This is a genomic window from Pseudomonas sp. HMSC08G10 (genome assembly GCF_001808425.1).
In the GTDB taxonomy this organism is placed as follows: domain Bacteria; phylum Pseudomonadota; class Gammaproteobacteria; order Pseudomonadales; family Pseudomonadaceae; genus Aquipseudomonas; species Aquipseudomonas guariconensis.
The window spans coordinates 1-24,540 of record NZ_KV793304.1; the positions used below are offsets into that span (position 1 = coordinate 1).

Sequence of the window (24,540 nt, forward strand, 5' to 3'; positions counted from 1 at the left end):
TGGAGGTGTCTACGAAACCAGAGGCGATTCAGTATTCTCGCCACTCATTTTCATAGTTGTCGAACGACGAGGCATTGATCATTGCCTCTATTGCTTGCTGGGCTGCGCGGAGGTTGGCTTTCGAGTGCTTCAACGGATCGTTCATCTCGAATCCTTTCAGGACGGCGGTTGGGACTGGGCTCATGGCGCTTTGGCATTAAGCGCAAGAGTAAGGCCAAGCGAACGCTGAAACCACAAAAATCGGTTCCAAAACTGAAACGGCGCCCCTTGCAGGATGAGGCCTGTAGCCGCGCCGTTTCGTCTTTATTTTGGAATCGGTTTAGGCTCTTAGCCAGCATGGATTGGGAGTTTGTGCCACGGTCTTGAAAACCGTCGATGGGCAACTATCCTAGAGTTCGAATCTCTACGCTTCCGCCATATTCAAAGCCCTGATTATTCAGGGCTTTTTGCATTTCTGGGGTAGGCAAATCATTGCTGAGCCCATGCCGCCACTTATCCCCTGAAGGCCCCGGACCAGGGTCGGCACCTCGAGTCCTTGACCGACCCAGCGTGACGCTCGGCCACGATGGCCTAGCGCTCGTGTGCAGTCGTGAAGATCAGACTGTTTTCGAAATTTTCCGCAACGATGAGACCTTGGTTTTAGGTCATGCTGTTCGAGCGTGATGCGCCGCTTGAGTTGCTGGAATACGCCCGCTAATTGCTTGGGAAGATCGTGCCGTACATTCAAGAACGCGTGCCATTCGTTGTATAGAACGAGGTGATTTCGTTTCTATAGCGAATTGAAATAGATGAGCTTTTTTACACGCCAAACACCAACGGAGGGTGTAGGCTCGAAAATCGAACCGCAGTAATTATTTCAAAAAAAGGGGCAGTGTGGGTCCGAACCTATCCATTTCAGTGGGGTGGCCGGAGATTTCACATGAACAGTTCCATAACGCCTAGAACGCTGGCGCATGGCGCGCTGCTGTCGGTCCTTGCGGGTTTCTTCGTTGTTGGCTGTACACACGATCCTGATATCCGCATGGGGCACGATAATTCCTCGGGCTACACGGGGAAAAACCCATCGGCTTACTTAAGTTGTGTGAAGAGTGAGCTCCCGGCAAGCGCGAAGACGTATACGCAAGAGCATCAGGACGTGCTCGCGCTATATGTCGACAGTACTGACCCGAACCAGGCAACTGGCCTTGTCGAAGTCAAGGGTTCAGGACAGCAGCATCAATATCTGGCATACCAGCGAGATGCCTGGTACGACCAAGGCCGTTTGCTCGATGCGGCGCTGATGTGTTCTAGAGCCAGTCTCTGAAAATCCTCCCCCTCATCAAGCCCAGCCTGAGCTGGGCTTTTTGTATCGCCGTTGCGCAGCGTCAGGGCAACGGCTTTTTCTGAACGAAGAACTTGATGACTGCGGCACGTATGCCTTCGACGCCGAGCAGTCCGATCACGCCGCCAAAGAAGGGCGCGGTTTCGCTTGGCACGCCGATCAGCGAAAGGCCGTGACTTGCAGCGAGTGCGAGGGCGCCGCACAAGGGGGCTTCGATCAGCATTCGTCGCAGCGAGCCGCCCCCATAGATTACGCGTAACGCTGCGATGATTACGGCCAAGAGACCTGCGTACAGCCCTGGCCAGTTGTCTTGAAGCCAGCGTTCGAGCCAGGCCCAGGCCTCAGGTCGATCAATCATGATTGAACACTCCCTCATGGCCATTCGGTTGTGGCTGGTCTGGGCAATCAAGACCAGCAATGTTTTTCGTGAAGCTACAGGCAGGGCGGGGCATGGAGGTGTCCTTTTAACGGCGCGATATCGCCTTGATGTCGGCATGGTCTGCAGCGGCTCGAAAATCGACAATCCGCAGATGTTCTAGGACTGGCGCTTCATGTCTTTCCGTTTGTGTACATCGACGGCACACTCTGCGTTCGTTTGCCCTCAGATGAGCCAACCATGATCGATATTCACAATGTGACCGCCTTCCAGCAGCAGACCCGCGTGCTCGATGGGTTTTCCCTGCACATCGGCGAAGGCGAGAAAGTCGCCATTCTGGGCCCCAACGGTGCCGGCAAGAGCACGTTGCTCAAGCTGATCACCCGAGAGCTCTACCCGGTGGAGCGCGAAGGCAGCCACTTGCGCCTGTTCGGGAGCGAGACGGTCAACCTGTGGGCGCTGCGTAGCCGTATCGGGTTCATCTCTCAAGACCTGCAGGATGATTACACGCCCTATACCCAGGCCCTGGATGTGGTGGTTTCCGGTTTCTTTGGTGCCATTGGCGCCCATGGCCATCTGCAGCCGAGCGATGAGCAGCGCGAGCGGGCGCGTCAGTTGCTAGCAGTCGTCGAGATGGCCGAATACGAGCAGACCATGTTCCAGCGTCTGTCCACCGGCCAGCGACGCAGGCTTCTGTTGGCACGGGCGTTGGTCCATCAGCCGCGAGCGCTGATTCTCGACGAGCCGGCCAATGGCTTGGACATGGGCGCCAGCCTGGGCATGCTCAACCTGTTGCGGCGCTTCTGCGGTGAAGACCATGCGATGATTATTACCACTCACCATATCGACGAAATCATTCCCGAGATCGAGCGTGTGGTGTTGCTCGAGAAGGGACGCATCATCGCCGATGGTCCCAAGGCCGAAGTGCTGACCAGCGAACGCTTGTCCGCCCTCTACCAGACGCAGCTGCGCATCACCGAACAGGATGGCTGGTACCGCTGCTGGCATGCGTGAGCTCCCCTGGCCCGTCTTATCCGCGCCCTTTGAAGCCACCTCTGGCATTTACCGAAGGGCGGGGCTTCCCCTGACCGATCGCTGCACCCAATAACCGGATAACCGGTCATTGACTCTCCAGTGTGGAAAACTAATCTCATGACGTGGGAAAAATTCCCACAGAATAAAAACACTGACTGGCATAGAAGGGAACGTGCACGAGCTTCTGCACTTTCATCACCAAGGAGCGGCCGCTGGTTGGCTGGTTGCCCGCAAGGCAGCTGGAGTTCATTGGTTGTTGCGTTCGATTTGAGTACGGAAATGCAACTCTGAAGCGGAGATTCGTCATGCTGCTCAAAAAATGCTTGTTGGCGCTGGCCATCGGTGGCGTCCTTTCGGCATCGCTGGCGTGGGTGCCTGACTCGATTAGTGATTTCTCCAGCGCATACGCTAAGGATGGCGGCGGCGGAGGTGGCGGTCATGGCGGCGGAGGTGGCGGTCATGGTGGCGGCGGTGGTGGTGGTGGCCATGGCGGCGGTGGCCATGGCGGAGGTGGTGGCGGTCATGGAGGCGGCGGTGGCCATGGCGGCGGTGGTGGCGGCCACGGTGGCGGCGGAGGCGGCCACGGTGGCGGCAGCGGTGGGGGCCATGGTGGTAGTGGTGGTGGCCACGGTGGTTCAGGTCACGGGGGCGATGGAGGCCATAGCGGTAACAGTGGTCATGGCAATTCGGGGCGCGGCAGCGATGACGGTGGTACCCATGGTGTCGGCCACGGTGCCGATGATGGTGCCAACCACGACGCTGGCGGGCCTCATGGTGTCGGCCATGGCGCAGATGATGGTCCTAACCATGACGTGGGCGACGATCACGGTGTAGGCCGCGGCGCCGATGACGGCCCCGACCATGATGTTGGTGATGATCGTGGCGGTGCCTGACCGCTGAACCTCGGAAGCCGAAACCCGGAGCGATCCGGGTTTCGCATCGACGAGGCGGGTCCTGAACGGTTGTGATGTACAGGGCAAGGTGCTCGAATGTACCGCCCGTGAGCACCGTGCGCTCCCCCTTGGTTAAGGAAGCTTTGCAATGCATCTGCCCACTCTACCGCCCTCTCTTTTACCGGCATTGCGCTCTGTGATGCGGCCATTGGTGCGGTTGATGCTGAGAAAGGGAGTGACCTTCAGTAGCTTCGTCAACCTGCTCAAGGAGGTCTTCGTAGAGGTTGCTGAGCGCGAGTTCCGTCTCGATGGAAAACCGCCCAGCGACAGTCGGATCAGTCTGCTGACAGGGGTTCACCGCAAGGACGTCCGGCGCTTGCGGTCCCAGGTCCTGGAGGACGAGGCCAGCCTGCCGGAAGCAGTATCTTTTGGCGCGCATCTGGTGAGTATCTGGCTGAACCACGAGCCATTCTGTGAACAACCCGGCGAACCTCGGGCATTGCCGCGTTTGGCCAGCGTGGGCGGCGAACGGTCGTTCGATGCCTTGGTCGCGTCGCTGAGCACGGATATCCGCGCCCGTGTCGTGCTGGATGAGTGGCTCCGCCTAGGGGTCGTGAGCGTCGATGAAGACGATCAGGTCCATTTGCAGACCCGAGCATTCATCCCTCAGCGCGGCTTCGAGGAAAAGATCGCCTATTTTCGGCACAACTTGCATGACCATGCCTGCGCCGCTGTACATAACCTGACCGATGCAGGCGAGCCGTTCTTCGAGCGCAGCGTGCACTACGACAGCTTGTCCCAGGCGGGTGTCCAGCAGCTCAGAGACGCCGTGCGTACCGATGGCATGCAGCTCCTGCTCACGCTCAACCAGCTGGCCGCCGAGCTTGAGGAGCGCGAACAGCCGCCGTCTGAGGCCCGTCAGCGCATCACCGTCGGCCTTTATTTCTACGCCGAACCCAGCCCGCCCGAGGCCGCGTCCGCGACCAAGGCCAGTAAGCCATGAACATGACGTCGCACCTGCTGAGCTCGCTCGCAGCGCTGTGCTGCGCGCTTACCCTGTCGGCGCCGCTGAGTGCCGCGCCTGCCTGCCTCGAGCCGGGTGGCAGCGGCGGCACAGGCATGATGGCGCCGGGCGGCGTCGGTGGGACAGGCGCGCCTGACAATGGAGGCGTCGGTGGGACCGGTGCGCGTCCGGGCGGTGGCGGCATCGGTGGTACCGGTGCGTCGCAGGACGAAGGTGGTGTGGGCGGCACGGGCATCGTCGGCACCATCACAGGATTCGGTTCGATCTGCGTCAATGGCGTGGAGATTCATTTCGACAACAAGGTGGCGCTCAGCGAGAACGGCCAGCCTGCCAGCAGTCAACGATTGGCGATCGGCCAGGTGGTGGCCGTCGAGGCCCAGCCGTCCCGTCGGGGTCTGGAAGCGCGCAGCATCGCCATACTCAATGCCTATGAAGGGCCGGTGACTGGGCTTGCATCCGGCGATACGCCGATGCGCGTCATGGGCCAACCGGTGCGGGTGGCGGCAGGTGCCCGGGTAGCGCCGGGCCTGCGCATTGGCGAGCCGGTGCGTGTCAGCGGCATGCGCAATGCGCAGGGCGAGGTGGTGGCCAGCCGCGTAGATCGAGCGCCGGGTCTGGTCCAGGCCAGTGCCATCGGTGATATCGGCAAACCGGGCGACTTGCATGGCCTGGCCTTGAATAAGGTGTTGCCACCCACGGGTGAGGTACTGGTGCGCGGCGCCTGGAACGGTCAACAACTGAATGTGGCGCAAACCCTCCGGGATCCAAGCTTCCCCTTCGCTGGACGAGTGCGTAACGCCTTGGTCGAAGGGCTGGTACGTGGACAGCAGGGTAATCGCATCGAAGTCGGTGGTTTCACAGCCAATGTCGATCGCGCCACCGAGGGACAGGTCGAGACGCTTGCCATCGGTCAACGCGTCCGCGTCAGCGGTGTGTTCGACACTGGGCGCATCATTCACGCGCAGCGAGTGGAGGTGGTGCATGAACATCACGGCGACAGTCACTGGCATGGCGTGCAGCCCCGTCAGTCTCAGGGGGGCGAGTCCGATGGGCCTCGGGAAGTCGAATCGGGAACGTCTACAGCCGTCGAATCCGCAAAGCAAGCTGGCCGTGGCTCCAGCCATGAACAGGGGCACACCCGCGAGCGCATCGAGAGTGGCGCAGCCCGAGAAAAGGTGGAGCGCACAGACGTATCTGAGTCGGGGGGCGTAGAGCGTCGAGAACGCATCGAAACGCGCGAATCCGGTGATCGGGTGGAAACGCGCGAGCGCATTGAGGTCTTCGAAAATGGCGTGCGTGTTGAGCGGATCGAACGGATTGAGAAGATCGAGCGTTCGGACCGGCCAGACAAGCCTGACCGCATCGAGAAGATCGAGCGCATCGAGAAAGTCGAGCGTCCTGAGAGGGTAGAGCGGCCGGACAAAGTCGAACGCCCTGAGAAGGTCGAGCGTCCGGAAAAAGTCGAGCGGCCCGAGAAGGTCGAGCGCCCTGAGCGCCCTGAAAAAGTGGAACGGCTTGAGAAGCTCGAGCGCTCTGAACATTCTGGTTCTCATTAGGCTCGGTTTGCCTGCGCCCGGCTATGCTTCAAGGCATCCAGACCGGGCTGTACCGCACCTGATGTAATGTCTTGATCGCAACGAGGTAGGCATGATTTCGATGCGTGGATTGTTTCCCTGCCTTATGGCCCTGGCCTGGCCAGCCCTGGCCGATGAAGTGACCTTGTCTACGGGGATGGATTACTCGCGGGGGGACTACGGCACGGCGGCCACCAGCGAGACCTGGTATGTCCCGGTCATTGGCAAGTACGAAACCGGTCCGATGATCTACAAGTTGACCATTCCCTATCTACGCATCACCAATCCTGCGGTAGGGCCGGGTGGTGAACCGCTGGCGGGTGACGACTGTGGTCGCGTCGAGAGCGGGCTCGGCGATACGGTGGCCAGTGCCGATTACGCACTGCTCGATGGCCGCGACGGCGGTAATCTGCTTGTGGATCTGGTTGGAAAGATAAAGCTGCCCACCGCCGATGAAGACCATTGCCTGGGCACCGGCAAGACCGATTATTCCGCCCAGGTGGATCTGGTTCGGGCATTCGGTGCGGTGAATGGCTTCGCCACATTGGGGTGGAAGAAGTTCGGCGATCCGGCCGACTCGGATTTCCATGATCCGGTTTTCACTTCCATCGGCCTGCTCAGCCGGATCGCAACAGCCACATCGATAGGGGCGGTGTACGACTGGCGACAGAAAGTGACATCAGACGGCGATGAGATCCAAGAGCTCACCCTGTTTCTGACCCAAAAACTCAGCGAGGGTTGGAAGGTCCAGCTGTATGCGCTGAAAGGCTTTTCCGACGCGAGCCCTGATTCAGGCGGCGGGCTGCTGCTCAACCGTTCGTTTTGACCCCGTACCGGTGCGATTGCCTCAGAGCTGCTGCCGCCTGGCCTGCGAAACCAGGCGGTTTTGGCATCAGGTGTTACTGCAGGGTAGGGGTGTCCGGTATCTCGCGCAGTGTCGCTTCTATGCCGGCGATGGTTCTGGCGAGCTTGTCGGCTTCCTGGTCGCGGCCTTGGGATTTGAGCAGGTCACGCTGTTGGCGCAGGTTGAGAAGCGTCTTCTGCAGGGCCAGGGCGGAGGTTCGATAGGGGTCCATGTCGCTCTCGTGCATTCCATGCTGGGGTAGGAGGCCGCGACCGTATCAGCTCGTTCAAACAGGTGAAACTGATGTTTCATACAGCAGCGGCCAAGCTCGTAGTCTGGAAGCTACTAGCACATAGGAACCCTCCTACAGGAAAGGTGGTAGGAGTGTTTCAGGTGATGTACCGCCTACGGCCTAGCACTCAATGTTCATGGGGGTTGCACGGGCTCCAGTCCGCTCAGTGTCGCGCTCAGGCGCGCATGGCCAGTGTCGATCCACTGAAAAGTTCTGTTGCAAATGGGGCTCGAAATCACGCGACGCGCATGGCCTGTCGCTCCAGAGATCGCGTGGCCACGGCTGCAGTCGATCCCTGTTCTGGGCGCAGGATGCAGAGCAGGTGAAAGCCTGCCGCGCTAGGTAGCTGCATCATTGGGCAGAACTTGCGGGTGAATGCTGGCATTCCTCATTCGGTGTGCGCACAGACTTGCGCTAGCATGTCGTTCCGTTTTTGTATTTCGGATATTGCCCCCATGAGTACCCCGCATTTGCGCCAGGCCACGTCCAAGGATGTGGATCGTTGCTATCAGATCGAGATCAGCGCCTACGAAGGTGACGAGGCCGCCACCCGCGAGAAGATCGCCACGCGCATCGCTCAGTACCCGGAAGGGTTCCTGGTGCTGGAATTCGAGGGGGTGGTGATCGGGTTCATCAACAGTGGCTGTGCCTTTGACGTGGTGATGTCCGACGAGTCCTTCAAGGAATTGGTCGGCCATGACGCCCAGGCGCCGAACGTAGTGATCATGTCGGTAGTGGTCGATCCTGCCTTTCAGGGGCGAGGGTTCGCTGGCCTGCTCATGAGCCATTTCGTCGATCAGATGCGTCAGCGCGGCAAGGCCACCATCCATTTGATGTGCAAGGACCGCCACGTGGGGCTGTACGAAAAAATGGGCTACCGCTATGTGCAGCCTTCGGCCTCCGACCATGGCGGGATGGCTTGGCACGAGATGGTCATGGCTTTGTGACGTTTGCTCTGCGACTGGGCCTGCGGCCCCATCTGATATGCTTTTTTTCCACGAACCTGAATCTGTAACCGTATCAGCCTGGATCAGACAATACCCATCAAGCCCAGCCTTCCGAACCGGCGTGCGCTGGGCAAGCTGCGCTGCTCTGCAACAGCACCGGCCAGCCTCGCCGTTTCGCCATTATCTGTAGAGGTTCCGATGGGCAAGCTCGCACTTTTCCTGGGTGGATTCCTGTTGCTGACAATCCTGGTCGGCCTGTTAGGCACCATTCCACCAAGCTGATACGTTCGCGTCGGCCCGCCGCGTCAATAGGCGGGCTTGTTCTCTTGGGCATGGCCCGCTTCCAGACGCTGCAGGGCGATGCCCTGCGGCGTTGTCGTGCGTACGATAAGTCATTCTCGGCGTTGAGAAATCTGTCCACAAAAAACGTGGGTAGGTCTGTGGATAAATCGCTGCAACCCAAGCCGGCGGCGGGCTCTGTTAAATTGAACAGAATTTGAGCAGCGCTGTCGGTAAGGGGCTATGCGCATGCGTACGCTCACTGACCTAGTGCTGAGGATAGGCGCGGCGCACCCATTGCAATAGCTCGCGCACCCGCACGGGCAGTTCCCCTGCGGGATACAGCGCATGCATCTGCGGATCCTGGCCGCTGCTCGAGGTCAGGCGGTAGTCGGTGCAGACGCGAATCAGGCGCCCGGCATGCACCATTGGCTCGGCCACCCAATCAGCCAAGCGGGCGATTCCCGCACCGGCTAACGCGCTTTGCAGGATCGCGCCCCCAGCACTCAGACGCAGCCGCGGATGTGGGCGCAGGCTGCTGATCTGCCCATCGCGATAGAAGTGCCAGGCCTTGAGCACGCGCGGCGCGGTATGCAGGATCAGGGCGTGCCCATGCAATGCCTCAGGATGCTCGGGCATGCCGTGGCGGGCCAGGTAATCGGGGCTGGCGTACAGGTAGCGCCGATAGGACCAAAGGGGATAACCGATCAGCTCGCTGGACTGCGGAAAGGCGCCCCGGATGACGAAGTCGAACTTGCCCTGCAGCGGATCGAGGGCCTGGTCGCTGAACTGCACGTCCAGGGTGACCTGCGGATATTGCTGGGAGAATGAAGCGAGCACCGCGGGCAATAGCTGTTGGCCGAGCAGCTCGGGCGCGGCGAAGCGAATCCAGCCTTGGGATGAGCCGCTCAGCGCCGCCAGCTCGTCGACGGCATCCCGTTGCACATCCAGCAAGCGCTCGGCATGGGGTAGCAGGCGTTCACCGGCCTCGGTGAGGGTCACGGTACTGGCGCTACGATTGAGCAGCTTGGCCCCGGCATTGTCTTCCAGCGCCTGCACGGCGCGGGTGACGGCGCTTGGCGAGCGCCCCAGGGCACGGGCGGCGGCAACGAAGCTGCGCTTGTGGGCGACGGTGACGAAGGCCTGGATTTCTCGCAACATGTCCAATGCCATGGACGCTCCTGATTGCAGTTTTCGCAACGTCGCATTTCAACATAAGCGCCACCATTTGGTTAGCCTTGGGGCTCTGCTTTTCGTTCTGGAACCTGCCCCATGATGGATATCGCGCTGCTTTCGTTGTTCGCCTTCGCCGCCGGGCTGATCGATGCCGCTGTTGGCGGTGGCGGGTTGATCCAGATTCCGGCGCTGTTCAACGTACTGCCGAACGCGCAACCGGCCGCGCTGCTGGGCAGCAACAAACTGGCCTCGGTCTGTGGCACCTCGTTCGCGGCTCGTTCGTTCCTGCGCAAGGTGCATCTGGACTGGGGCCTGATCGTGCCAGCCGCTGCCAGTGCCTTCGTCATGTCGTTCGCCGGCGCCGCCACGGTTTCGCTGGTGCCACCCAGCGTGATGCGCCCGGCGGTGCTGGTGCTGATCGTGCTGATGGCCATCTACACCTTCTGCAAGAAGGACTTCGGCACCCTGCACAAACCCGCCCGGATCGGTCGCAAGGAGCAGTGCCTGGCGGTGCTGATCGGTGGCGCGATCGGCTTCTACGATGGCCTGTTTGGGCCGGGCACCGGAAGCTTTCTGATCTTCCTGTTCATTCGCTTCTTCGCCTTGGATTTTCTCCATGCCTCGGCGTCAGCCAAGCTTGTGAACATCGCCACCAACCTGGCCGCATTGGTGTTTTTCATCCCATCTGGAAATGTACTTTGGGCCATCGCATTGCCGATGGCGGCCTTCAATATTCTGGGGGCGCTGACGGGCACTTGGCTTGCGGTGCGCAAGGGGGCGGGGTTCGTTCGCGGCTTGTTCCTGATGCTGTTGTGCGTGCTGATTGCCAAGCTGTCCTGGGACTTGCTGGCGGTTTGAGTCAGACGACCTGGCGCTGCGCCTCGGCCTGTACGATGCGATTGCGGCCCGCGGCCTTGGCACGGTAGAGCGCCTGGTCAGCCTGTGCCAGCAAGCTGTCGAGGTTGGGCGCCAACTGCTGGGCGCGGCAACCCGCCAGGCCGATGCTGACGGTGATCTGCAGGCGGCGGTCGAGCACCACCACGCGCAAGTCCTGCACGGCGCGACGCAGACGCTCGGCAGTGAATGTGGCCTGCTCCGGCGCAAGCCCTGCAACGATGATCACGAACTCTTCGCCCCCGAGGCGGGCGAACAGCTCGCCTTCGTGCAATTGGTCCTGAATGGTATGGGAGAACTGACGCAGCACCTGATCGCCTACGGCATGGCCGTATTGGTCGTTGATGTTCTTGAAGTGATCGATATCCAGCATCATCAAGGTCAGGGGCATCGCTTGGGCATGCTGCTGACGGCTCTCGAGCAGGGCGTTGGCACGACGGGTGAAGGCGCTGCGGGTCAGGGCGCCGGTGAGATGGTCGATTGTGGCTTGGTGCGCCAGGCGTGCCAGCAGACTGCGGTTGGCATTGCTGACGCAGGCCACCACCAGCGGACCGAGCACGAGCATGGCGATACCCAGGCGCGCCGACATCAGTGTGTTCACCCCAGGCATGCTCTGCGGGAGACTGAAATGCATGAGGCTCAGCGCCACGGCGACGATCAGCGTAGTGCCGGTGGTGAAGGTCAGCAGCGACACCATGAATGACGAGTATGTCCAGGCGCACCACAACAAGGCGGCGATGGGGAAGGCGATGGCGCCTGGCCCGCCGAAAGCGATGCTCAGTGCCAGGGAGCCTAGCAGGATCAGCAGCGGCATCAGACGAATCGCCTGGCCACCGCCTCGAGTCAAGGAGCGTAGGTTCGGTGCGGTGAGTAGCATCGGCAACACCAGCACATTGGTCGAGAACTGTTCGCTGAACCAGGCCAGCCAGGTGGCCTTGAGCGATTCCTGGAACCAAGGGGCGGCCACTACACACGCCATGCTCGCCGCGACGACGGCTCCGGCGGCGCTGGCGCCGAATACACGCAGCACTCCTTCCGGCGTGCGCATGCGGCGATGTACCCGCGGCAAATGCGACAACACCCGCCAGAGGGTGATGATCACCCCCAGATTGCATAGGTTGAACCACAACGCAGGCTTCCAGGCGCTGCCGGTGGCGAGGTCGGCGGTGACCATGGCCAGCCAGACCAGGCCGAACCCTGCGAAGGTGGCTTGCCGTGGATAGCGCAGCAGCACGCCGGCAAGCACCGCATTGACGGGCCAGAACAGCGACAGGGATTCGATCGGTCGGGCCAGGATACCGCCCAGCGTCAGGGCGAGGGACAAGCCGAACAAGGCAAGAAGAGGAAGCAGGCGCGACGGGGCTGGGAACACCATGGGCTCGACCGGCTAGCGGAGACGGAATCCAGGAAAACGCCTGTAAGCACCTGGGGTAATGAGGCGTCAGTGTGTTTCCTGAATGGAGGGATGTCAATTAGCTGGTGTCTGGGCGGCTTTCTATGTGGCAGCGGTCATTTTCGTCGACTTATTGACGCCGGCTACAGACCAAAAAACCACGGCACCATGAAAACAGTCACTAGCATCACCACCATTGTGAACGGCACCCCAACCTTGACGAAGTCGCCGAAGCGGTATTGGCCTGGCCCCAAGACCAGTGTGTTGACCGGCGAGGACACTGGCGTCATGAACGCCGCCGAGGCCGCCAGGGCGACGGTCATGGCGAACGGGTAGGGCGACATGCCTAGCTGCTGTGCAGTGCTGATAGCAACCGGTGCCATCAGCACCGCCGTGGCGGTATTGGAAATGAACAAACCGATAAGCGCGGTGACGGCGAACAGGCAGCCGAGGATAGCGTAAGGCCCCGCATCACCGAGCAGGCTGACCAGGCCGCTCACCGCCAGGTCGATGCCACCCGTTTTCTGCAGGGCCAGGGCGAAGGGCAGCATGCCCACGATCAGCACCAGGCTTTGCCAGTGGATGGCGCGATAAGCGCTGTCCATGTCGATGCAGCGTCCGGCACCCATCAGCACGCAACCGATCAGCGCGGCAACGACGTTGGGCACCATGCCGCTGACCATCAAGCCGACCATCACCATCAGGCTGATCAGTGCAAAGGGGGCTCGGGTCCGGGCCGGGGCCACTTGATCGATTTCCGCAGGTAGGCTTAGGACCAGAAAGTCCTTGGGCTGGCTTTGCAGCTGGCGTATGGCCTTCCAGGGACCGACCACTAGCAGAGTGTCGCCCAGGCGCAGTTTCTCTTCCACCAGTTGCTCATCAATGGCGGTCTGCTCACGGCGCAGGCCGACGACATTCAGCCCAAAGCGGCTACGGAAGGCCAGCTCCAGGATGCTCTTGCCGAGCAATTGCGATCCGGGCGGCAGGGAAACTTCGGCCATGCCCAGGTCCTGGGACTGGTCGATGAAATAGGCGGCCTTGAAGTGCAAGGGCTCAAGTTGCATGGTCTGGCACAGGCTGCGCAAGTCATCGCGATTGGCGAACAGGTCGAGTAGCAGCACGTCACCTTGGTGCAGCACCGTGCTCGAATCGGCGACCATCACCCGGGTGGTGAACTTGTGCTGGCGCTCGATGCCAATCACGTTGGCGCCGTGGCGGGTGCGCAGCTCCAGCTCGCCCAAGGTGTGCCCGATCAGCGGCGAGTGAGGGCGGATGCGCAGACGGCGCTCGCGGCCGTTGAGTTTGTAGTCGAGCACCAGGTCAAGGAGGGTGCGGCGGGTTTCCACCCGGCCATCCTTGCGCACCTCGCCATTGAGCCAGCGGCGGGCGAACAGCATGTAGCCGATGCCGAGCACCAGCACCACAAAGCCGAACGGGGTGAAACTGAAGAAACTGAAACCCGCGCTGCCATGACGCACCAGTTCGCTGTGTACGACCACGTTGGGCGGTGTGGCCACCAGGCTGAGCATGCCACTGATCAGGCCGGCGAAGCTCAGCGGCATCATCAGCCGACTGGGCGACAGACTAAGGCGCGCAGCGATGCTCAGCACCACGGGGATGAAGATCGCCACCACTCCCGTCGAACTCATGACCGAGCCCAGGCCGGCCACTGCAATCATAAGCAATACCAGCAGGCGTGCCTCGCTGTTGCCGGCACGTTCGCTCATCCATTCACCGATGCGGTAGGCAATGCCTGTGCGTACCAGGCCTTCGCCGATCACGAACAGCGCTGCGATCAGCACCACGTTGGGGTCGCTGAAGCCTGCCAGCGCCTGCTCGATGGTGAGGATTCCCGAAAGTGGCAGGGCCAGGATCACTAGCAGGGCGACCAAATCCATGCGCGGGCGGTTGATGACGAAAAGTGTGACGACGATGGCCAGCAGGCAGAGGACCCAGAGCAGCTCATGGTTCATGGGGAGGGGGTGTTCCTTCACTCAAGGGGCACGGTAGAGAGTAGCGCCGAGTGTGGCACCGTGCAGTGAAGGTGGTGTTGATATGTTGCAATGTTTGGTGACAAGAAGGGGCTGCAAGCAGCCCCTCAGGTGTAGCGGCAATCAGTGGCGGTGACGACGGTGATGCCTGTGGCCGCCGTCGTTGTCACCCATGTGATTGCCCAACGCGCCACCTGCTGCGCCACCCAGGCCCGCGCCAATGGTCGAACCGGTGGAACCGCCGACCGCACGGCCCAGGATCGAGCCGCCGGCCGAACCCAGGCCACCGCCAATAGCGGCTTCGGTACGATTGCCCTTGCGTGCGCCAACCGCACTGCCGGCAGCGCCACCCAGGCCTGCGCCGATGGCGGCACCGGTACCGCCGCCGATCTGTTGGCCAACAATGTTACCAAGGGCGCCACCCAGGCCGCCGCCGATGGCAGCGGTGCCGTCGCCGGCAAATGCGCCCTGGCAGAGCAGCAGGCCGAGGGCAAGGGAAGGCAGTGTCAGACGCATGATGTGAACCTCAAACGAATCATCAGGGTAAGGTGCCGCGGCACGGGCGGCGGGTCAGGGGAAAAAAGGCGTTGCAGTATCAGTCGTCGTCATCGTCGTCGCGGTCGCGATGACGGTGGTAGCGATCACGGCGGTCGCGGTCTCGATAGCGATAGCCGTCATCATCACGGTCACGGTAGTAGCGATGGTCCCGGTCACGATCCCGCCAGCCATCATCATCGTCGTGGTAGTGGTGGTAGCAGCCACTGAGGGTGAGCACGGTGGCAATCAACGCAAAACTCGCAATGCGCTTCATCACGATATAGGTCCTTGATCCGCAAAGATTTACGGGGTACCTCCTGAGACCGGAAGCGCTCGATTTGGTTTCTTGGGCGCGCAAAAATCTGCCGCTCCAGCGATGAGCGGCATGTCGGACGTATTTTGATCCGGCCGCGCTTGGCGGCCGGCCTGTCCGCGCCTTGCTAGTTCGAGGCGGGCTCGATGGCGAGAATCACCCCATTGGTGGTCTGCACCAGTACGTAGTGGTCAGCCAGGCGTACCCAGTGACTTTCCTTTTCCGGAGGCTGCAGGCCCTTGGCCTGCCAATCGTGGATAACCAAGTCGTCGCGCTTGTACTGATCCGGGGCTTTATCGCCCACTTTAAGTTCGCGTTGGCTGTGCGGGGCGGTGACGCTCTGTTCGTTCGTGTCCGCTGCTGAGGCGGCCAGGGGGAGGGCGACGGTGAAAGCTAGGACATAGAGCAATGGCTTCATGGGGGCTCCTTGAAAACAGGACATGCCCTATCTGCGACCCTCGCCTGCGCGGGATAATTCATTTGCCGTCACTGCAATGCTAGAGTCGCGTTCTTTTTTGTCTCGAGGATGGAAAAATGCGAGCACTCGTGCCGATGGTCGCCGCTCTGGTATTGGTCGGTTGCGCCTCAGCCACCATGGAAGCTGCACGTGGCAACGCGCCGACCGCGCAACTCGACTCGCACAAGGCGCCGGAGATCGTCGCCCAATGCATTCAGTTCAGCTGGCAGGAAGAGGCGGCGTTCGGGGTCGATGCCAGCGGTTATCTGGAGCCACGCAAGCAAGGTGGTTTCACTGTCTATACCCGCGAAGCCGAGTCGTTCGCCGATATCTATCCGCAGGCTGGCGGCACTCGTGTGGATTACTACGCGCAGAACAGCGACACCATGGCCCTGCGCCGCCGCGCCGCGGCAGCGACCTGCCTATGATTCAACGGGGCATGTAGCGAAGCTGCCAGCGCCTAGGGATTTTCAGCGAAGCCAGGCCCAGCAAGGCTGCCAGCAGGGCGCTGGCGAGCAGGGCTAAGCGGTCGAATTGCTGTTCGAGCAGGACGCCCGCGATGGCACCCAGGAGCATGCCACACCAGGGGATCAACTGCACCCGCCAACCCAGCTTGCGCTGGCCGAGCAGGGTGCGGCCCAGCCCACGCCCGAAGCGCGACAGGGCACCGGTGACATAGGTCAGGCCGATGGGCAGGCCGTTCACTTCCTCCACCACCGCATTGATCATGCCCATGGCCATGACTGCCGCCAGCAAGGCGGGCAGTTGAAGTAGCTCGGGCATCAAGCCGGCCAGGGCCAGCAAAGTGGCGATCAGGCTCAGCAAAGGCCAGGGACGACGGCCTGTCATTGCTGCAACGACCACGCCCAAGGCGTTGCCCAGAACGAACGCACCGATCACCAGCATCAGGCGCAGCACAGGGCCCAGCTCGGCGCTGCCCAGCGACACCGCCAGGCGTGTGGTGTTGCCACTCATGAACGAAACGAAATCGCCTGTGGCCATGAATCCGATCGCATCGGTCATGCCGGCTAGCACGGACAAGCCGGCGACGAAATAAAGGCCCACCGTGCCGCGGCGCTGCACGTGTCGATGGCAGTGACCATTAGCCGATTGGCTTCCTGGTAGCATCGTCGTTTCTCCGGTTCAGTTCAGGCGGGCTTGCAACCCAGCGATATGGGCTTGCAGGCGTTCGTGCTCGTCGCGTTCGGCTGTGATGTCTTCGAACACACTGATCAGATGCTCTGGTCGGCCGTCGGCGTGTCGCTGCAGCGAAGTGCGTGCGCGCACCCAGAGGTAGTGGCCTTCCTTGTGGCGCACGCGCTTTTCCACTTCGTAGCGGTTGATTTCGCCTGCCAGCATACGTTCGAGGAGCACCAGGTTGTCTGGCAGATCGTCGGGGTGCGTGAGCTGCTGGAAGGTCATGCCATACAGCTCCTGCTCGCTGTAGCCGAGCATTTCGCATAAGGAGCTGTTGACCCGCTGCCAGCTGCCATCAGGGCCGATGTAGGCCAAGGCGCCCCAGGCCAGCTCGAAAATGGTGCGAAAGCGCTCCTCGCTCTGGCGCAGTTCCGCCTCGGCGACTTTGCGCTCGGTGTCGTCCATGCTGATGCCGACCATCTTCACCGAGCGCCCGGCGCTGTCCTGCAGCACGGTGGCGCGTGACGCGATCCAGCGTTGGCTGCCATCCGGGCGGGTAATGCGAAAATCGCACTCGCATGGAGTGCCGGTAGCGACCGCGCGGGTGTACATGGCATGCATCTGCTGGGCGTCTTCGGGCGCCACATGGGCCCAGAAGTCCTCGTTGCGTCGCACCGGCCAGCCATACACGGCTTCGACGTTGGGTGAATAGGTCACCTCGTCGCTGACCAGGTTCCACTCCCAGGTGACAATGCGCGCGCCTTCCTGGGCCAGCTTCATGCGCGTCTCGCTTTCCATGATCTCGGCGGTGTAGCGTCGGCGCAGATCGGTCATCGGCAGCTCCACCACCTCGGCGTGCTGCACGCTTTGCAGCGCTTCTTCGCCATAGCGTAGCCAGATCCAATTGACGTTGAGGAAGTCCGCCAGCTTACGCAGGTTGTCGTAGTCGATCTCGCCACCCCGAGTCCACTTGTGCACCGCTGTGCGAGAGATGCCCAACGCAGTGCCTACAGCCTGCAGCGTCAGTTTGTGGTGTTCGAGCAGTTCCTTGAGGCGAAAGGCGAAGCTGTTTTCCGTCATGTTCAGGGTCCTGGCAGAAGCGCGAGCTGCGAGTATACCTGAGCTGTCAACTTGAAGTTGACGAGGTGCAAGAGTGCGTTCGAGCTGAAGGGCGCCTGCCGCTGAGGTACAGGGCAGGCGCTCAGGCTCTGGTCAGGAAAGAAAACCGCCGTCCACGTTGAGTGCAATGCCGGTGGTGTAACTGGAGGCGTCGCTGGCCAGGTACAGCACCGCGCCGGCCATTTCGCCGGGATCGGCCACGCGCTTGAGGGGGATTTGCTGCAAGGCGGCATTGCGGATGGCGTCGTTCTTGACCAAAGCCGAGGCGAACTTGGTATCGGTCAGGCCTGGCAGCAATGCGTTGCAACGAATGCCGAACTGCGCACACTCCTTGGCGAACACCTTGGTCATGTTGATGACTGCGGCCTTGGTCACTGAATAGATGCCCTGGAACAATCCGGGCGACACGCCATTGATCGAGGCGACGTTGATGATGCTGCCGCCGCCGTGTTCACGCATCAGCTTGCCGGCCTCCACCGACATGAAGAAGTAGCCGCGAATATTCACATCCACGGTTTTCTGGAAGGCGCCGAGGTCGGTGTCCAGCACATTGCAAAACTGCGGATTGGTGGCCGCATTGTTGACCAAGATGTCCAGGCGTCCGAACTGTTCACGGATACTGGCGAACACCTGCTGGATCTGCTCCATTTCACCGATGTGGCAGGCCATGGCAGTGGCCTTGCCGCCAGCGGCGGTGATGGCGTCGGCGACCGCTTGGCAGCCCTCGAGCCTGCGGCTCGAGACGATCACATGGGCGCCTTGCTGGGCTAGCAGATGGGCGATGGCCTCACCGATGCCGCGGCTGGCGCCGGAGACGAAGGCGATCTTGCCGTCGAGGTCGAACAGCGTGGTCTTGGACATGCCGGATTTTCCTTGTTATCAGAGTGAGGACTTATCGATCACTTGCAGGGCCATGTGCTCCAGCAGCCGGTTCATGTGGATGAACTGGGCAAAGCGTTTGTCCTGGGTCTGGCCATGGTGGAAGCGGTAGTAGATCTGCTGGACGATTCCGGCCAGACGGAACAGGCCGTAGCAATAGTAGTAATCGAAATTGTCCAGGTGGATGCCAGCGCGTTCGGCGTAGTAGTCGACGAACTGGCGGCGGGTCAGCATCCCAGGGGCATTGCTCGGCTGACGCCGCATCAGTTGCACCGGCGGCGGGTCGTTGGCCTCGATCCAGTAGGCCAGGCTGTTGCCCAGGTCCATCAACGGATCGCCCAGGGTGGTCATCTCCCAGTCCAGTACACCAATGATGCGCATGGGATTCTCGGCATCGAGGATGACGTTGTCGAAGCGGTAGTCGTTATGCACGATGCCTGGGCGTGGATGATCGGCGGGCATCTTGTCGTGCAGCCAGGCGATCACCTGTTTCCATAGCGGGGCATCCGGGGTCAGGGCTTTTTCGTAGCGGCTGGTCCAGCCTTCGATCTGACGCTGCACATACCCTTCTGGCTTGCCCAGGTCGGCCAGGCCGCATGCGGTGTAGTCGACCTGGTGCAATTCCACCAGGCGATCGATGAAACTTTTGCACAGCGCCTCTGTGCGGCTGGCATCCAGGCCCAGCGAAGGCGGAATGTCCGAACGCAGGATGACGCCCTTGACCCGCTCCATCACGTAGAACTCAGCGCCTATCAGCGACTCGTCTGTGCAGTGCACATAAGCTTTGGGGCAGTACGGGAAGCCATTGTTGAGCTGGTTGAGGATGCGGAACTCCCGCCCCATGTCATGGGCGGACTTGGCCTTGTGGCCGAACGGCGGACGACGCAGGACAAACTCTCGATCCGGGTAGGCGAGCAAATAGGTGAGATTCGACGCGCCGCCAGGGAACTGGCTGATCGAGGGCCTACCCTGCAAGCCTGCGATATGAGCTTTCAGATAGGGATCGATGACGGCCGCGTCGAGCTCTTCGCCGGGGCGTACCTGGGTGGATTGATCGGTGAGCGTCATGCGTTTTCCTTATTTTCCAGCGCAATAACTATTGGCTAATCTAATTTCGCTACGTCACTGGCACAAGCGTAGCAAGGGGCTTATAGGCAAGGGTGTTGCCGCTCAATCACTCATCTTGATGGGCCTTGCATGGCCGCCGGCAAAAAAAAACCGAAGCCAGTTGGCCTCGGTTTTTTCATCGGCAATCGCTCGAGCCACTCAGGCGGGGAACAGCTCGCTGAGTTTCATCGACAGCATCATGTCGCCTTCGACGCGCAGCTTGCCGCTCATGAAGGCCTGCATGCCATCGGTGTCACCGCTGACGATGCCTTTGAGGGTTTCACTGTCCATGACCAGGGTGCAGTTTGCGTCCGGGTTCTCGCCTTCCTGCAGGTTGCAGGTACCGTCCTTGACGATGAGTGCGTAGTGCTTGTCTTCGTCGGTGATGTTGAAACCGAACACCAGGTCCAGGCCGGCGGCAGCGGATGGGTTGAACTTCTCTTGCATCTTCTTGACGGCATCAGCTACGGAGGTCATGGCGCATTCCTTATAGAGTGATATTCACGTCCCCGGCGGGGACAACAGGCCGGGCTCATCGATAGGTGACAAGCTCCGGCGTCCTCAACAGCTGCACGTGGGCTTGGCTGTTGAAGGAAGCCAGTGTCACGTCGTTGCCCCGAAATTTCAGGTGGCTGAGCGACGTGTTGATGATCTGCCAGTTCAGCGCGAAGGCTTGGCCGGGCGTGATCCGAGTAACCAGGTGGAGCAGGGCGGCGATGGTTCCGCCGGAAGTAAAGATGGCAATGTTGTCGCCTCGGCTTGCGCTTTGGAGTACTCGAGCAAGGCCGCCCTGGACTCGGGCAGTGAACGCCTGCCACGTCTCCAGGCCATCGCTTTGGTGTTCGCCATCGTGCCAGCGTTGCACCATCAGCGCGAACAGGCGCTGGAACTCGCTGCGATGGGTCGTGCCGTTGCGCAGGATATGCAGCGCGTCGGGCTCTTGCGGCAGCAGGTCGGGAAGCAATGCACGGATAACGCCATCGGCATCGAACTCGTTGAACGCCGCGTCGGTCTCAATGGCTGGCGTCGAGCAGCCTTGGGCCTGCATGGCCTCAAGCGTAAGGCGCGCAGTGTCTTGCTGGCGGCGCAGGTCGCCGGCCAGGCACCGATCCAGACGCAGACCGAGCTGGGCAAGATGCTCTCCCAACGCGTGGCTCTGGCGTGCGCCAACGGGTGAGAGGACGTCGTAGTCATCGGCACCGAAGGAGGCTTGGCCATGTCGGATCAGGTAGATATTGCCCACGGAGAGGTCCGGTCCAAGGGAGTTGCTGCGAGGTTAGGATGCGACAGACAGGCTGTCAACGAAAAAACATACAAGCGTTTGAAAAGGTTGTTTGAACTATGTTGCCAGCGTTTTCCCCAGCTGGCAGCGCCTGTGACGCAACGGTATGCTTGATGCAGTTCGCGCCTTCAGGCGCTGGTCTATCAAGGAGTCAATGTGGAGTTTCTTGCCGAATACGCAAGCTTTCTCGCCAAAACCGCCACCCTGGTGATCGCCATCCTGGTGGTCTTGTCGGTCATTGCCGGCTTGCGGGGCAAGGGGCGGCGTAAATCGGGCGGGCATTTGCAGGTCACCCGTCTCAATGAGTTCTACAAGGAGTTGCGCGAACGCCTCGAAGCAGGCGTGTTCGACAAGGCCCAACTCAAGGCGCTACGCAAGCAACAAGCCAAGACGGAAAAACAGCAAAAGAAGAGTAAGGCCGAAGAGAAAAGCCGTGTGTATGTCCTCGATTTCGATGGGGACATCAAAGCATCCGCCACCGAAAGCCTGCGCAACGAAATCACCGCGCTGCTGAGCCTTGCCACCCCCCGTGACGAGGTCGTGTTGCGTCTTGAGAGTGGTGGTGGTCTGGTGCACAGCTATGGTCTGGCTGCGTCGCAGCTGGCGCGCATCCGTCAGGCCGGCATTCCGCTGACCGTGTGCATCGACAAGGTTGCCGCCAGCGGCGGCTACATGATGGCCTGCATCGGCGAAAAGATTGTCAGCGCCCCCTTTGCCGTGCTCGGTTCAATCGGCGTGGTGGCTCAGCTGCCCAACGTCAATCGCCTGTTGAAGAAGCACGATATCGATTTTGAGGTGCTCACCGCCGGCGAGTACAAGCGCACGTTGACGGTGTTCGGCGAGAACACCGAAAAGGGCAGGGAGAAGTTCCAGGAAGACCTGGATATAACGCATCAGCTGTTCAAAGATTTCGTCTCCCGCTACCGCCCTCAGTTGCACATCGATGAGGTCGCCACAGGCGAAGTCTGGCTGGGTGTCGCCGCGCTGAACCGAAAACTGGTCGATGAGCTGCGCACCAGTGATGAATACCTGAGTGAACGCGCCCGTGAAGCGAATCTGTTCCACTTGCGCTTTGCCGAGCGCAAGAGCTTGCAGGAGCGAATCGGCGTGGCGGCCAGCGGTACCGTAGAGAACACATTGGTCGGTCTCTGGAGTAAACTGAGCCGCCTGCGCTAACACCTTGAGCCCCTTGAATATTTTTTCTAATCAGGGGGTTGCAAGGATCAACGAATGTAGACATAATGGCGTCCATCGAAACGCAGCAAGCTTTAAAAAGCGCTGAAGTTTCAAGGAGATAGCGACGCGAAAGCAGCTAAATCCGAATTTTGAGGCCGAGTAGCAAAGTGGTTATGCTCCGGATTGCAAATCCGTCTACGCCGGTTCGATTCCGACCTCGGCCTCCACTATTCAAAACCCCGCAGATCTAGGTCTGCGGGGTTTTTCGTTATGGGGCGGAAAAGGCAGGAGTTCCGAAACAAAAGGGTTGGAGTTCCGAAACATCAGCCTTTCGAGGGCTTTGCGATCGCGCCGACGCGACGGTAAACCCGCTCGGTGATGCCCTCTTTCGAGTGACCCAGCAGCACGCTTGCATCGCTCAGATCGTTGATCTCCGAGGCCGCTTTCGGTCGGATATCGCGGAATTGGAACTGCGCGATTCGGTTGGCCAGATCCGGCTTCTTTTCCAACTCAGCTTTCACTCGGGCCGCCTCTCGGGCGTCTGCCCACCGGTTGCGTAGCATGGGCCAGCTCATGCGCTTGCCATGCTCGTTGACGATGAAGAACGGCGACAGGTGTTGGCTGGTGCTGCGCATGATTCTCTCGAGCAACAGACCTAAGCTGTTTTTCACCCCGTTCGCCTCCAGGACGATCCTCAGTCGCTTGCCGGTTTTGCCTTGGCTGACCAGTAGGTAGATTCCCTCCATATCGTCCTTCCGCATGGACAGCACATCCGACGGCCGCTGGCCTGTCAGATACGCCAGGTCCATCGCGTCTTTCAGCTCCGGTGGAGCCTCCTCATATACAGCCCGCCACACCGTTTCGTTGGCGTAGAAGTCGCGCGGTTTCTCCTTGTTCTTTCTCACGCCCAGGCACGGATTGTCCCGGGTGGTTAGCCCCCATTCCCTCGCGGTGTTGAACACGTGGGAGAGAAGGGCGATTTCCCTGTTGGCTCTGGTCTTCGCCGACCGGGAATCGCGGTACTGCGCGATCATGGCCGGCGTGATGGCGTCGATCGGCGCCGAGTCGAACACGGCGCGCAGCTGCTTGAGCTCGTAGATGTTGTCCTTCTGGGTCCTGGCGGCCTTGCCCGGGATGATCTTGCGCTCATACTCATCGAAGATTCCCTTCATCGTCTTCAGCTCGGCCGGAGTGGCCTTGGCCTCGAAGTCGGCCCACTTCAGCTTCGCCTGCACCAGGTCGGTACCGAGAGGGATTTCCTTGCCGGCCTGGTCGCGGTAGTAATACCCAACCCACACTTTTCCGTTCTTTCTGGTGCGCTTGCGCCGGTACATGCCCGGCGGCAGGTCGCGGTTCTCGGTACTTCTGGGTCGCATATCACTTTACTCGGGAGAAGTCAGGGGTCCAGGCTGGCGCCGGGGGCGGGGCTGCTGCTACCGGCACGGTGTCGATCACCACGCCGCTGAGCTTCTGGCGGGCGTATTGGCGGCCTACCAGTGGACGGCCGCCTCGACTTTCGACGAAGTGCCAGCCTTTTTCTGTGAGCCAACGGCGCTGCCACGCCCGGGGTTTGTAGCCGGTGATCTCAACCAGCTCTTCGTCTGAAAGGATCTCGGTTTCCATGGGATGGTCTCCACGCCGCCGGTGGCGGCAGGTTGGTGGTCAGGCCAACAGCACGTCGCGCACGACTTCCCAAAGTCGGGCGGCTGGCCATTGGTAGCGATCGAAGTCGGTGTCGGGCTGGATTCCGTAGCGGCAGGTCGAGTGCGCGCCTTCGGGGAACTCGCAATCTTTCCGCATGATGGTCGCCACCCGGCCGTCGCCGCCCGGCTCGGTCCGGTGGTAGTCATAGGCGTAGGTGAAATACTCGCTGCCGGCGTAGATCAGGTCCGTACCTTTGTGCGTCATGTCGGCACGACCATCGGGAGTCCACGGTCGGCCACCGCCGGCTTGACGCCGGCCCTCATGGAGGTACATGACGAACTCGCCATCTGCGTGACGATTGACTGCGTAGCGATGGTTGATCTGGTGACCGACAATCACTCGGGATACGAAGCTGAAACGGTGGTCGTGGATCGCCGAGTGCTCGAAGCAGCTGCGGCGGGGCAGTTCTGGATGCCATACGTGCAGGCGCTGGTCGCCCTGCAGCTGCACCTGAACGAAGCCCAGGCCGTGGAGCGTGATTTTGTCGGTCATCACATCGTCGATGATCATGGCAATAGCTCTCCATGCCCGCGCATGTCGGCGGGCTTGAGTAGAGGGTGGGCGATTAGGGTTCGGTGATTGGCGCGGGGAGGGCCTGGGCCTTCCACTCTGGATCGATCTTCCAGGCGATGCAGGGCGGCTCGGTTTTGCTCTTGTAGCCGGCCAGCCAGTAGAAGCCGCTGTGTTTGGACGTGCCGCAAATGCTGCAGGTGTGCCAGCTACCCATGCCGCGCGCCGAGAATGGCTGGTACCGGTGGTTGTTCACCGTGGGCCTCGGTAGATGAGGTAG

29 protein-coding genes and 1 tRNA gene are annotated in these 24,540 nt (G+C 60.9%); 12 read left to right on the top strand and 18 right to left on the bottom strand.

All coding sequences use genetic code 11. From position 1 onward, the window contains the following. Positions 1–919 precede the first annotated feature (919 nt). Positions 920–1,303, top strand: a complete 384-nt coding sequence (locus HMPREF3173_RS10000; protein WP_070572778.1) for a hypothetical protein — start codon at positions 920–922, stop codon at positions 1,301–1,303. Between the two features lie 61 nt (positions 1,304–1,364). Here HMPREF3173_RS10000 and HMPREF3173_RS10005 read toward each other — a convergent pair whose 3' ends face one another. Beyond that, positions 1,365–1,679: a phage holin, lambda family gene (locus HMPREF3173_RS10005; protein WP_070572781.1), complete on the bottom strand. Its 315-nt coding sequence runs from the start codon at positions 1,677–1,679 to the stop codon at positions 1,365–1,367. Here HMPREF3173_RS10005 and HMPREF3173_RS10010 point away from each other — a divergent pair. The 6 genes from HMPREF3173_RS10010 to HMPREF3173_RS10035 all read left to right on the top strand — a co-directional run bounded on the left by HMPREF3173_RS10010 (position 1,678) and on the right by HMPREF3173_RS10035 (position 7,049). Continuing rightward, a complete protein-coding gene (locus tag HMPREF3173_RS10010; protein WP_070572783.1) occupies positions 1,678–1,860 on the top strand; it encodes a hypothetical protein in 183 nt (60 codons plus the stop codon). The two genes, HMPREF3173_RS10005 and HMPREF3173_RS10010, sit on opposite strands and share 2 nt — an antisense overlap. 77 nt (positions 1,861–1,937) lie before the next feature. Further along, a complete protein-coding gene (locus HMPREF3173_RS10015; protein ID WP_043212268.1) occupies positions 1,938–2,711 on the top strand; it encodes an ABC transporter ATP-binding protein in 774 nt (257 codons plus the stop codon). A gap of 459 nt (positions 2,712–3,170) precedes the next feature. Beyond that, positions 3,171–3,566 (top strand): hypothetical protein, encoded by a 396-nt coding sequence (locus HMPREF3173_RS24940; protein WP_371906667.1) that lies wholly within the window; start codon positions 3,171–3,173, stop codon positions 3,564–3,566. Between the two features lie 207 nt (positions 3,567–3,773). Further along, complete coding sequence (locus HMPREF3173_RS10025; RefSeq protein WP_083299985.1) at positions 3,774–4,628, top strand: DUF6502 family protein; 855 nt, start codon at positions 3,774–3,776, stop codon at positions 4,626–4,628. 2 nt (positions 4,629–4,630) lie between these two features. Beyond that, positions 4,631–6,205, top strand: coding sequence for a DUF5666 domain-containing protein (locus HMPREF3173_RS10030; RefSeq protein ID WP_139146834.1), 1,575 nt, complete (start codon positions 4,631–4,633; stop codon positions 6,203–6,205). A gap of 91 nt (positions 6,206–6,296) precedes the next feature. Further along, positions 6,297–7,049: a hypothetical protein gene (locus HMPREF3173_RS10035; RefSeq protein WP_070572792.1), complete on the top strand. Its 753-nt coding sequence runs from the start codon at positions 6,297–6,299 to the stop codon at positions 7,047–7,049. A 73-nt stretch (positions 7,050–7,122) separates the two neighbouring features. Here the strand turns inward: HMPREF3173_RS10035 and HMPREF3173_RS24560 are convergent, their stop codons facing one another. Next, positions 7,123–7,299: a hypothetical protein gene (locus HMPREF3173_RS24560; RefSeq protein WP_167358086.1), complete on the bottom strand. Its 177-nt coding sequence runs from the start codon at positions 7,297–7,299 to the stop codon at positions 7,123–7,125. A 515-nt stretch (positions 7,300–7,814) separates the two neighbouring features. Here HMPREF3173_RS24560 and HMPREF3173_RS10045 point away from each other — a divergent pair. Next, positions 7,815–8,306: a GNAT family N-acetyltransferase gene (locus tag HMPREF3173_RS10045; RefSeq protein WP_070572797.1), complete on the top strand. Its 492-nt coding sequence runs from the start codon at positions 7,815–7,817 to the stop codon at positions 8,304–8,306. 546 nt (positions 8,307–8,852) lie between these two features. Here the strand turns inward: HMPREF3173_RS10045 and HMPREF3173_RS10050 are convergent. Next, positions 8,853–9,758, bottom strand: a complete 906-nt coding sequence (locus HMPREF3173_RS10050) for a LysR family transcriptional regulator (RefSeq protein WP_070572799.1) — start codon at positions 9,756–9,758, stop codon at positions 8,853–8,855. Positions 9,759–9,857: 99 nt separating this feature from the next. Here HMPREF3173_RS10050 and HMPREF3173_RS10055 point away from each other — a divergent pair, with 99 nt between their 5' ends. Continuing rightward, positions 9,858–10,619: a sulfite exporter TauE/SafE family protein gene (locus tag HMPREF3173_RS10055; protein ID WP_070572801.1), complete on the top strand. Its 762-nt coding sequence runs from the start codon at positions 9,858–9,860 to the stop codon at positions 10,617–10,619. 1 nt (position 10,620) lies between these two features. Here HMPREF3173_RS10055 and HMPREF3173_RS10060 read toward each other — a convergent pair whose 3' ends face one another. From HMPREF3173_RS10060 to HMPREF3173_RS10080, 5 genes are all read right to left on the bottom strand, one after another. After that, positions 10,621–12,030 carry a GGDEF domain-containing protein gene (locus HMPREF3173_RS10060; RefSeq protein ID WP_043211689.1) on the bottom strand — a complete coding sequence of 470 codons (1,410 nt, stop codon included), beginning with the start codon at positions 12,028–12,030 and terminating at the stop codon, positions 10,621–10,623. 161 nt (positions 12,031–12,191) lie between these two features. Further along, on the bottom strand, positions 12,192–14,021 hold the full coding sequence (locus HMPREF3173_RS10065) for an SLC13 family permease (RefSeq protein ID WP_070572803.1): 1,830 nt from the start codon (positions 14,019–14,021) through the stop codon (positions 12,192–12,194). 141 nt (positions 14,022–14,162) lie between these two features. Beyond that, positions 14,163–14,555 (bottom strand): glycine zipper domain-containing protein, encoded by a 393-nt coding sequence (locus tag HMPREF3173_RS10070; RefSeq protein ID WP_043211693.1) that lies wholly within the window; start codon positions 14,553–14,555, stop codon positions 14,163–14,165. Positions 14,556–14,634: 79 nt separating this feature from the next. Continuing rightward, positions 14,635–14,853 carry a hypothetical protein gene (locus HMPREF3173_RS10075; protein ID WP_256544315.1) on the bottom strand — a complete coding sequence of 73 codons (219 nt, stop codon included), beginning with the start codon at positions 14,851–14,853 and terminating at the stop codon, positions 14,635–14,637. A 163-nt stretch (positions 14,854–15,016) separates the two neighbouring features. Next, positions 15,017–15,307, bottom strand: coding sequence for an RcnB family protein (locus HMPREF3173_RS10080; RefSeq protein ID WP_043211697.1), 291 nt, complete (start codon positions 15,305–15,307; stop codon positions 15,017–15,019). Positions 15,308–15,423: 116 nt separating this feature from the next. Between HMPREF3173_RS10080 and HMPREF3173_RS10085 the strand changes: the two genes are divergently transcribed. Next, entirely contained in the window at positions 15,424–15,774 is a 351-nt protein-coding gene (locus tag HMPREF3173_RS10085) for a hypothetical protein (RefSeq protein ID WP_070572807.1), read from the top strand. 1 nt (position 15,775) lies between these two features. Here the strand turns inward: HMPREF3173_RS10085 and HMPREF3173_RS10090 are convergent, their stop codons facing one another. From HMPREF3173_RS10090 to HMPREF3173_RS10115, 6 genes are all read right to left on the bottom strand, one after another. Beyond that, entirely contained in the window at positions 15,776–16,474 is a 699-nt protein-coding gene (locus tag HMPREF3173_RS10090; RefSeq protein WP_070572810.1) for a YoaK family protein, read from the bottom strand. A gap of 15 nt (positions 16,475–16,489) precedes the next feature. Beyond that, entirely contained in the window at positions 16,490–17,563 is a 1,074-nt protein-coding gene (locus tag HMPREF3173_RS10095) for a helix-turn-helix domain-containing protein (protein WP_070572812.1), read from the bottom strand. Between the two features lie 132 nt (positions 17,564–17,695). Next, entirely contained in the window at positions 17,696–18,463 is a 768-nt protein-coding gene (locus tag HMPREF3173_RS10100) for an SDR family oxidoreductase (protein ID WP_070572814.1), read from the bottom strand. Positions 18,464–18,481: 18 nt separating this feature from the next. Then, positions 18,482–19,549 carry a phosphotransferase family protein gene (locus HMPREF3173_RS10105; protein ID WP_070572816.1) on the bottom strand — a complete coding sequence of 356 codons (1,068 nt, stop codon included), beginning with the start codon at positions 19,547–19,549 and terminating at the stop codon, positions 18,482–18,484. A gap of 198 nt (positions 19,550–19,747) precedes the next feature. After that, complete coding sequence (locus HMPREF3173_RS10110) at positions 19,748–20,065, bottom strand: SCP2 sterol-binding domain-containing protein (RefSeq protein ID WP_043211712.1); 318 nt, start codon at positions 20,063–20,065, stop codon at positions 19,748–19,750. 55 nt (positions 20,066–20,120) lie between these two features. Then, the gene (locus tag HMPREF3173_RS10115; protein WP_070572818.1) at positions 20,121–20,831 is read right to left on the bottom strand and encodes a histidine phosphatase family protein; all 711 of its coding nucleotides are present in this window, start codon (positions 20,829–20,831) and stop codon (positions 20,121–20,123) included. A 195-nt stretch (positions 20,832–21,026) separates the two neighbouring features. On the opposite strand from HMPREF3173_RS10115, the gene sohB reads away from it, so the two are divergent. After that, positions 21,027–22,046, top strand: coding sequence for a protease SohB (sohB, locus tag HMPREF3173_RS10120; protein WP_070572821.1), 1,020 nt, complete (start codon positions 21,027–21,029; stop codon positions 22,044–22,046). A 153-nt stretch (positions 22,047–22,199) separates the two neighbouring features. After that, positions 22,200–22,273, top strand: a tRNA-Cys gene (locus HMPREF3173_RS10125). 96 nt (positions 22,274–22,369) lie between these two features. Here the strand turns inward: HMPREF3173_RS10125 and HMPREF3173_RS10130 are convergent. From HMPREF3173_RS10130 to HMPREF3173_RS10145, 4 genes are read right to left on the bottom strand one after another with little or no spacing between them, the layout of a single operon-like run. After that, a complete protein-coding gene (locus HMPREF3173_RS10130) occupies positions 22,370–23,422 on the bottom strand; it encodes a site-specific integrase (RefSeq protein ID WP_070572823.1) in 1,053 nt (350 codons plus the stop codon). Position 23,423: 1 nt separating this feature from the next. Then, positions 23,424–23,669 (bottom strand): DUF4224 domain-containing protein, encoded by a 246-nt coding sequence (locus tag HMPREF3173_RS10135; RefSeq protein WP_070572826.1) that lies wholly within the window; start codon positions 23,667–23,669, stop codon positions 23,424–23,426. A gap of 39 nt (positions 23,670–23,708) precedes the next feature. Beyond that, a complete protein-coding gene (locus HMPREF3173_RS10140) occupies positions 23,709–24,260 on the bottom strand; it encodes a hypothetical protein (RefSeq protein ID WP_070572828.1) in 552 nt (183 codons plus the stop codon). 55 nt (positions 24,261–24,315) lie between these two features. Further along, positions 24,316–24,516: a hypothetical protein gene (locus HMPREF3173_RS10145; protein WP_070572830.1), complete on the bottom strand. Its 201-nt coding sequence runs from the start codon at positions 24,514–24,516 to the stop codon at positions 24,316–24,318. Positions 24,517–24,540 lie beyond the last annotated feature (24 nt).

What these genes read in the sequence shown, in the direction of transcription:
- HMPREF3173_RS10000 (WP_070572778.1), top strand. Translation starts at nt 920, where the DNA reads ATGAACAGTTCCATAACGCCTAGAACGCTGGCGCATGGCGCGCTGCTG.
- HMPREF3173_RS10010 (WP_070572783.1), top strand. Translation starts at nt 1,678, where the DNA reads ATGATTGAACACTCCCTCATGGCCATTCGGTTGTGGCTGGTCTGGGCA.
- HMPREF3173_RS10005 (WP_070572781.1), bottom strand. Translation starts at nt 1,679, where the DNA reads ATGATTGATCGACCTGAGGCCTGGGCCTGGCTCGAACGCTGGCTTCAA.
- HMPREF3173_RS10015 (WP_043212268.1), top strand. Translation starts at nt 1,938, where the DNA reads ATGATCGATATTCACAATGTGACCGCCTTCCAGCAGCAGACCCGCGTG.
- HMPREF3173_RS24940 (WP_371906667.1), top strand. Translation starts at nt 3,171, where the DNA reads ATGGCGGCGGAGGTGGCGGTCATGGTGGCGGCGGTGGTGGTGGTGGCC.
- HMPREF3173_RS10025 (WP_083299985.1), top strand. Translation starts at nt 3,774, where the DNA reads ATGCATCTGCCCACTCTACCGCCCTCTCTTTTACCGGCATTGCGCTCT.
- HMPREF3173_RS10030 (WP_139146834.1), top strand. Translation starts at nt 4,631, where the DNA reads ATGACGTCGCACCTGCTGAGCTCGCTCGCAGCGCTGTGCTGCGCGCTT.
- HMPREF3173_RS10035 (WP_070572792.1), top strand. Translation starts at nt 6,297, where the DNA reads ATGATTTCGATGCGTGGATTGTTTCCCTGCCTTATGGCCCTGGCCTGG.
- HMPREF3173_RS24560 (WP_167358086.1), bottom strand. Translation starts at nt 7,299, where the DNA reads ATGGACCCCTATCGAACCTCCGCCCTGGCCCTGCAGAAGACGCTTCTC.
- HMPREF3173_RS10045 (WP_070572797.1), top strand. Translation starts at nt 7,815, where the DNA reads ATGAGTACCCCGCATTTGCGCCAGGCCACGTCCAAGGATGTGGATCGT.
- HMPREF3173_RS10050 (WP_070572799.1), bottom strand. Translation starts at nt 9,758, where the DNA reads ATGGCATTGGACATGTTGCGAGAAATCCAGGCCTTCGTCACCGTCGCC.
- HMPREF3173_RS10055 (WP_070572801.1), top strand. Translation starts at nt 9,858, where the DNA reads ATGATGGATATCGCGCTGCTTTCGTTGTTCGCCTTCGCCGCCGGGCTG.
- HMPREF3173_RS10060 (WP_043211689.1), bottom strand. Translation starts at nt 12,030, where the DNA reads ATGGTGTTCCCAGCCCCGTCGCGCCTGCTTCCTCTTCTTGCCTTGTTC.
- HMPREF3173_RS10065 (WP_070572803.1), bottom strand. Translation starts at nt 14,021, where the DNA reads ATGAACCATGAGCTGCTCTGGGTCCTCTGCCTGCTGGCCATCGTCGTC.
- HMPREF3173_RS10070 (WP_043211693.1), bottom strand. Translation starts at nt 14,555, where the DNA reads ATGCGTCTGACACTGCCTTCCCTTGCCCTCGGCCTGCTGCTCTGCCAG.
- HMPREF3173_RS10080 (WP_043211697.1), bottom strand. Translation starts at nt 15,307, where the DNA reads ATGAAGCCATTGCTCTATGTCCTAGCTTTCACCGTCGCCCTCCCCCTG.
- HMPREF3173_RS10085 (WP_070572807.1), top strand. Translation starts at nt 15,424, where the DNA reads ATGCGAGCACTCGTGCCGATGGTCGCCGCTCTGGTATTGGTCGGTTGC.
- HMPREF3173_RS10090 (WP_070572810.1), bottom strand. Translation starts at nt 16,474, where the DNA reads ATGCTACCAGGAAGCCAATCGGCTAATGGTCACTGCCATCGACACGTG.
- HMPREF3173_RS10095 (WP_070572812.1), bottom strand. Translation starts at nt 17,563, where the DNA reads ATGACGGAAAACAGCTTCGCCTTTCGCCTCAAGGAACTGCTCGAACAC.
- HMPREF3173_RS10100 (WP_070572814.1), bottom strand. Translation starts at nt 18,463, where the DNA reads ATGTCCAAGACCACGCTGTTCGACCTCGACGGCAAGATCGCCTTCGTC.
- HMPREF3173_RS10105 (WP_070572816.1), bottom strand. Translation starts at nt 19,549, where the DNA reads ATGACGCTCACCGATCAATCCACCCAGGTACGCCCCGGCGAAGAGCTC.
- HMPREF3173_RS10110 (WP_043211712.1), bottom strand. Translation starts at nt 20,065, where the DNA reads ATGACCTCCGTAGCTGATGCCGTCAAGAAGATGCAAGAGAAGTTCAAC.
- HMPREF3173_RS10130 (WP_070572823.1), bottom strand. Translation starts at nt 23,422, where the DNA reads ATGCGACCCAGAAGTACCGAGAACCGCGACCTGCCGCCGGGCATGTAC.
- HMPREF3173_RS10135 (WP_070572826.1), bottom strand. Translation starts at nt 23,669, where the DNA reads ATGGAAACCGAGATCCTTTCAGACGAAGAGCTGGTTGAGATCACCGGC.
- HMPREF3173_RS10140 (WP_070572828.1), bottom strand. Translation starts at nt 24,260, where the DNA reads ATGATCATCGACGATGTGATGACCGACAAAATCACGCTCCACGGCCTG.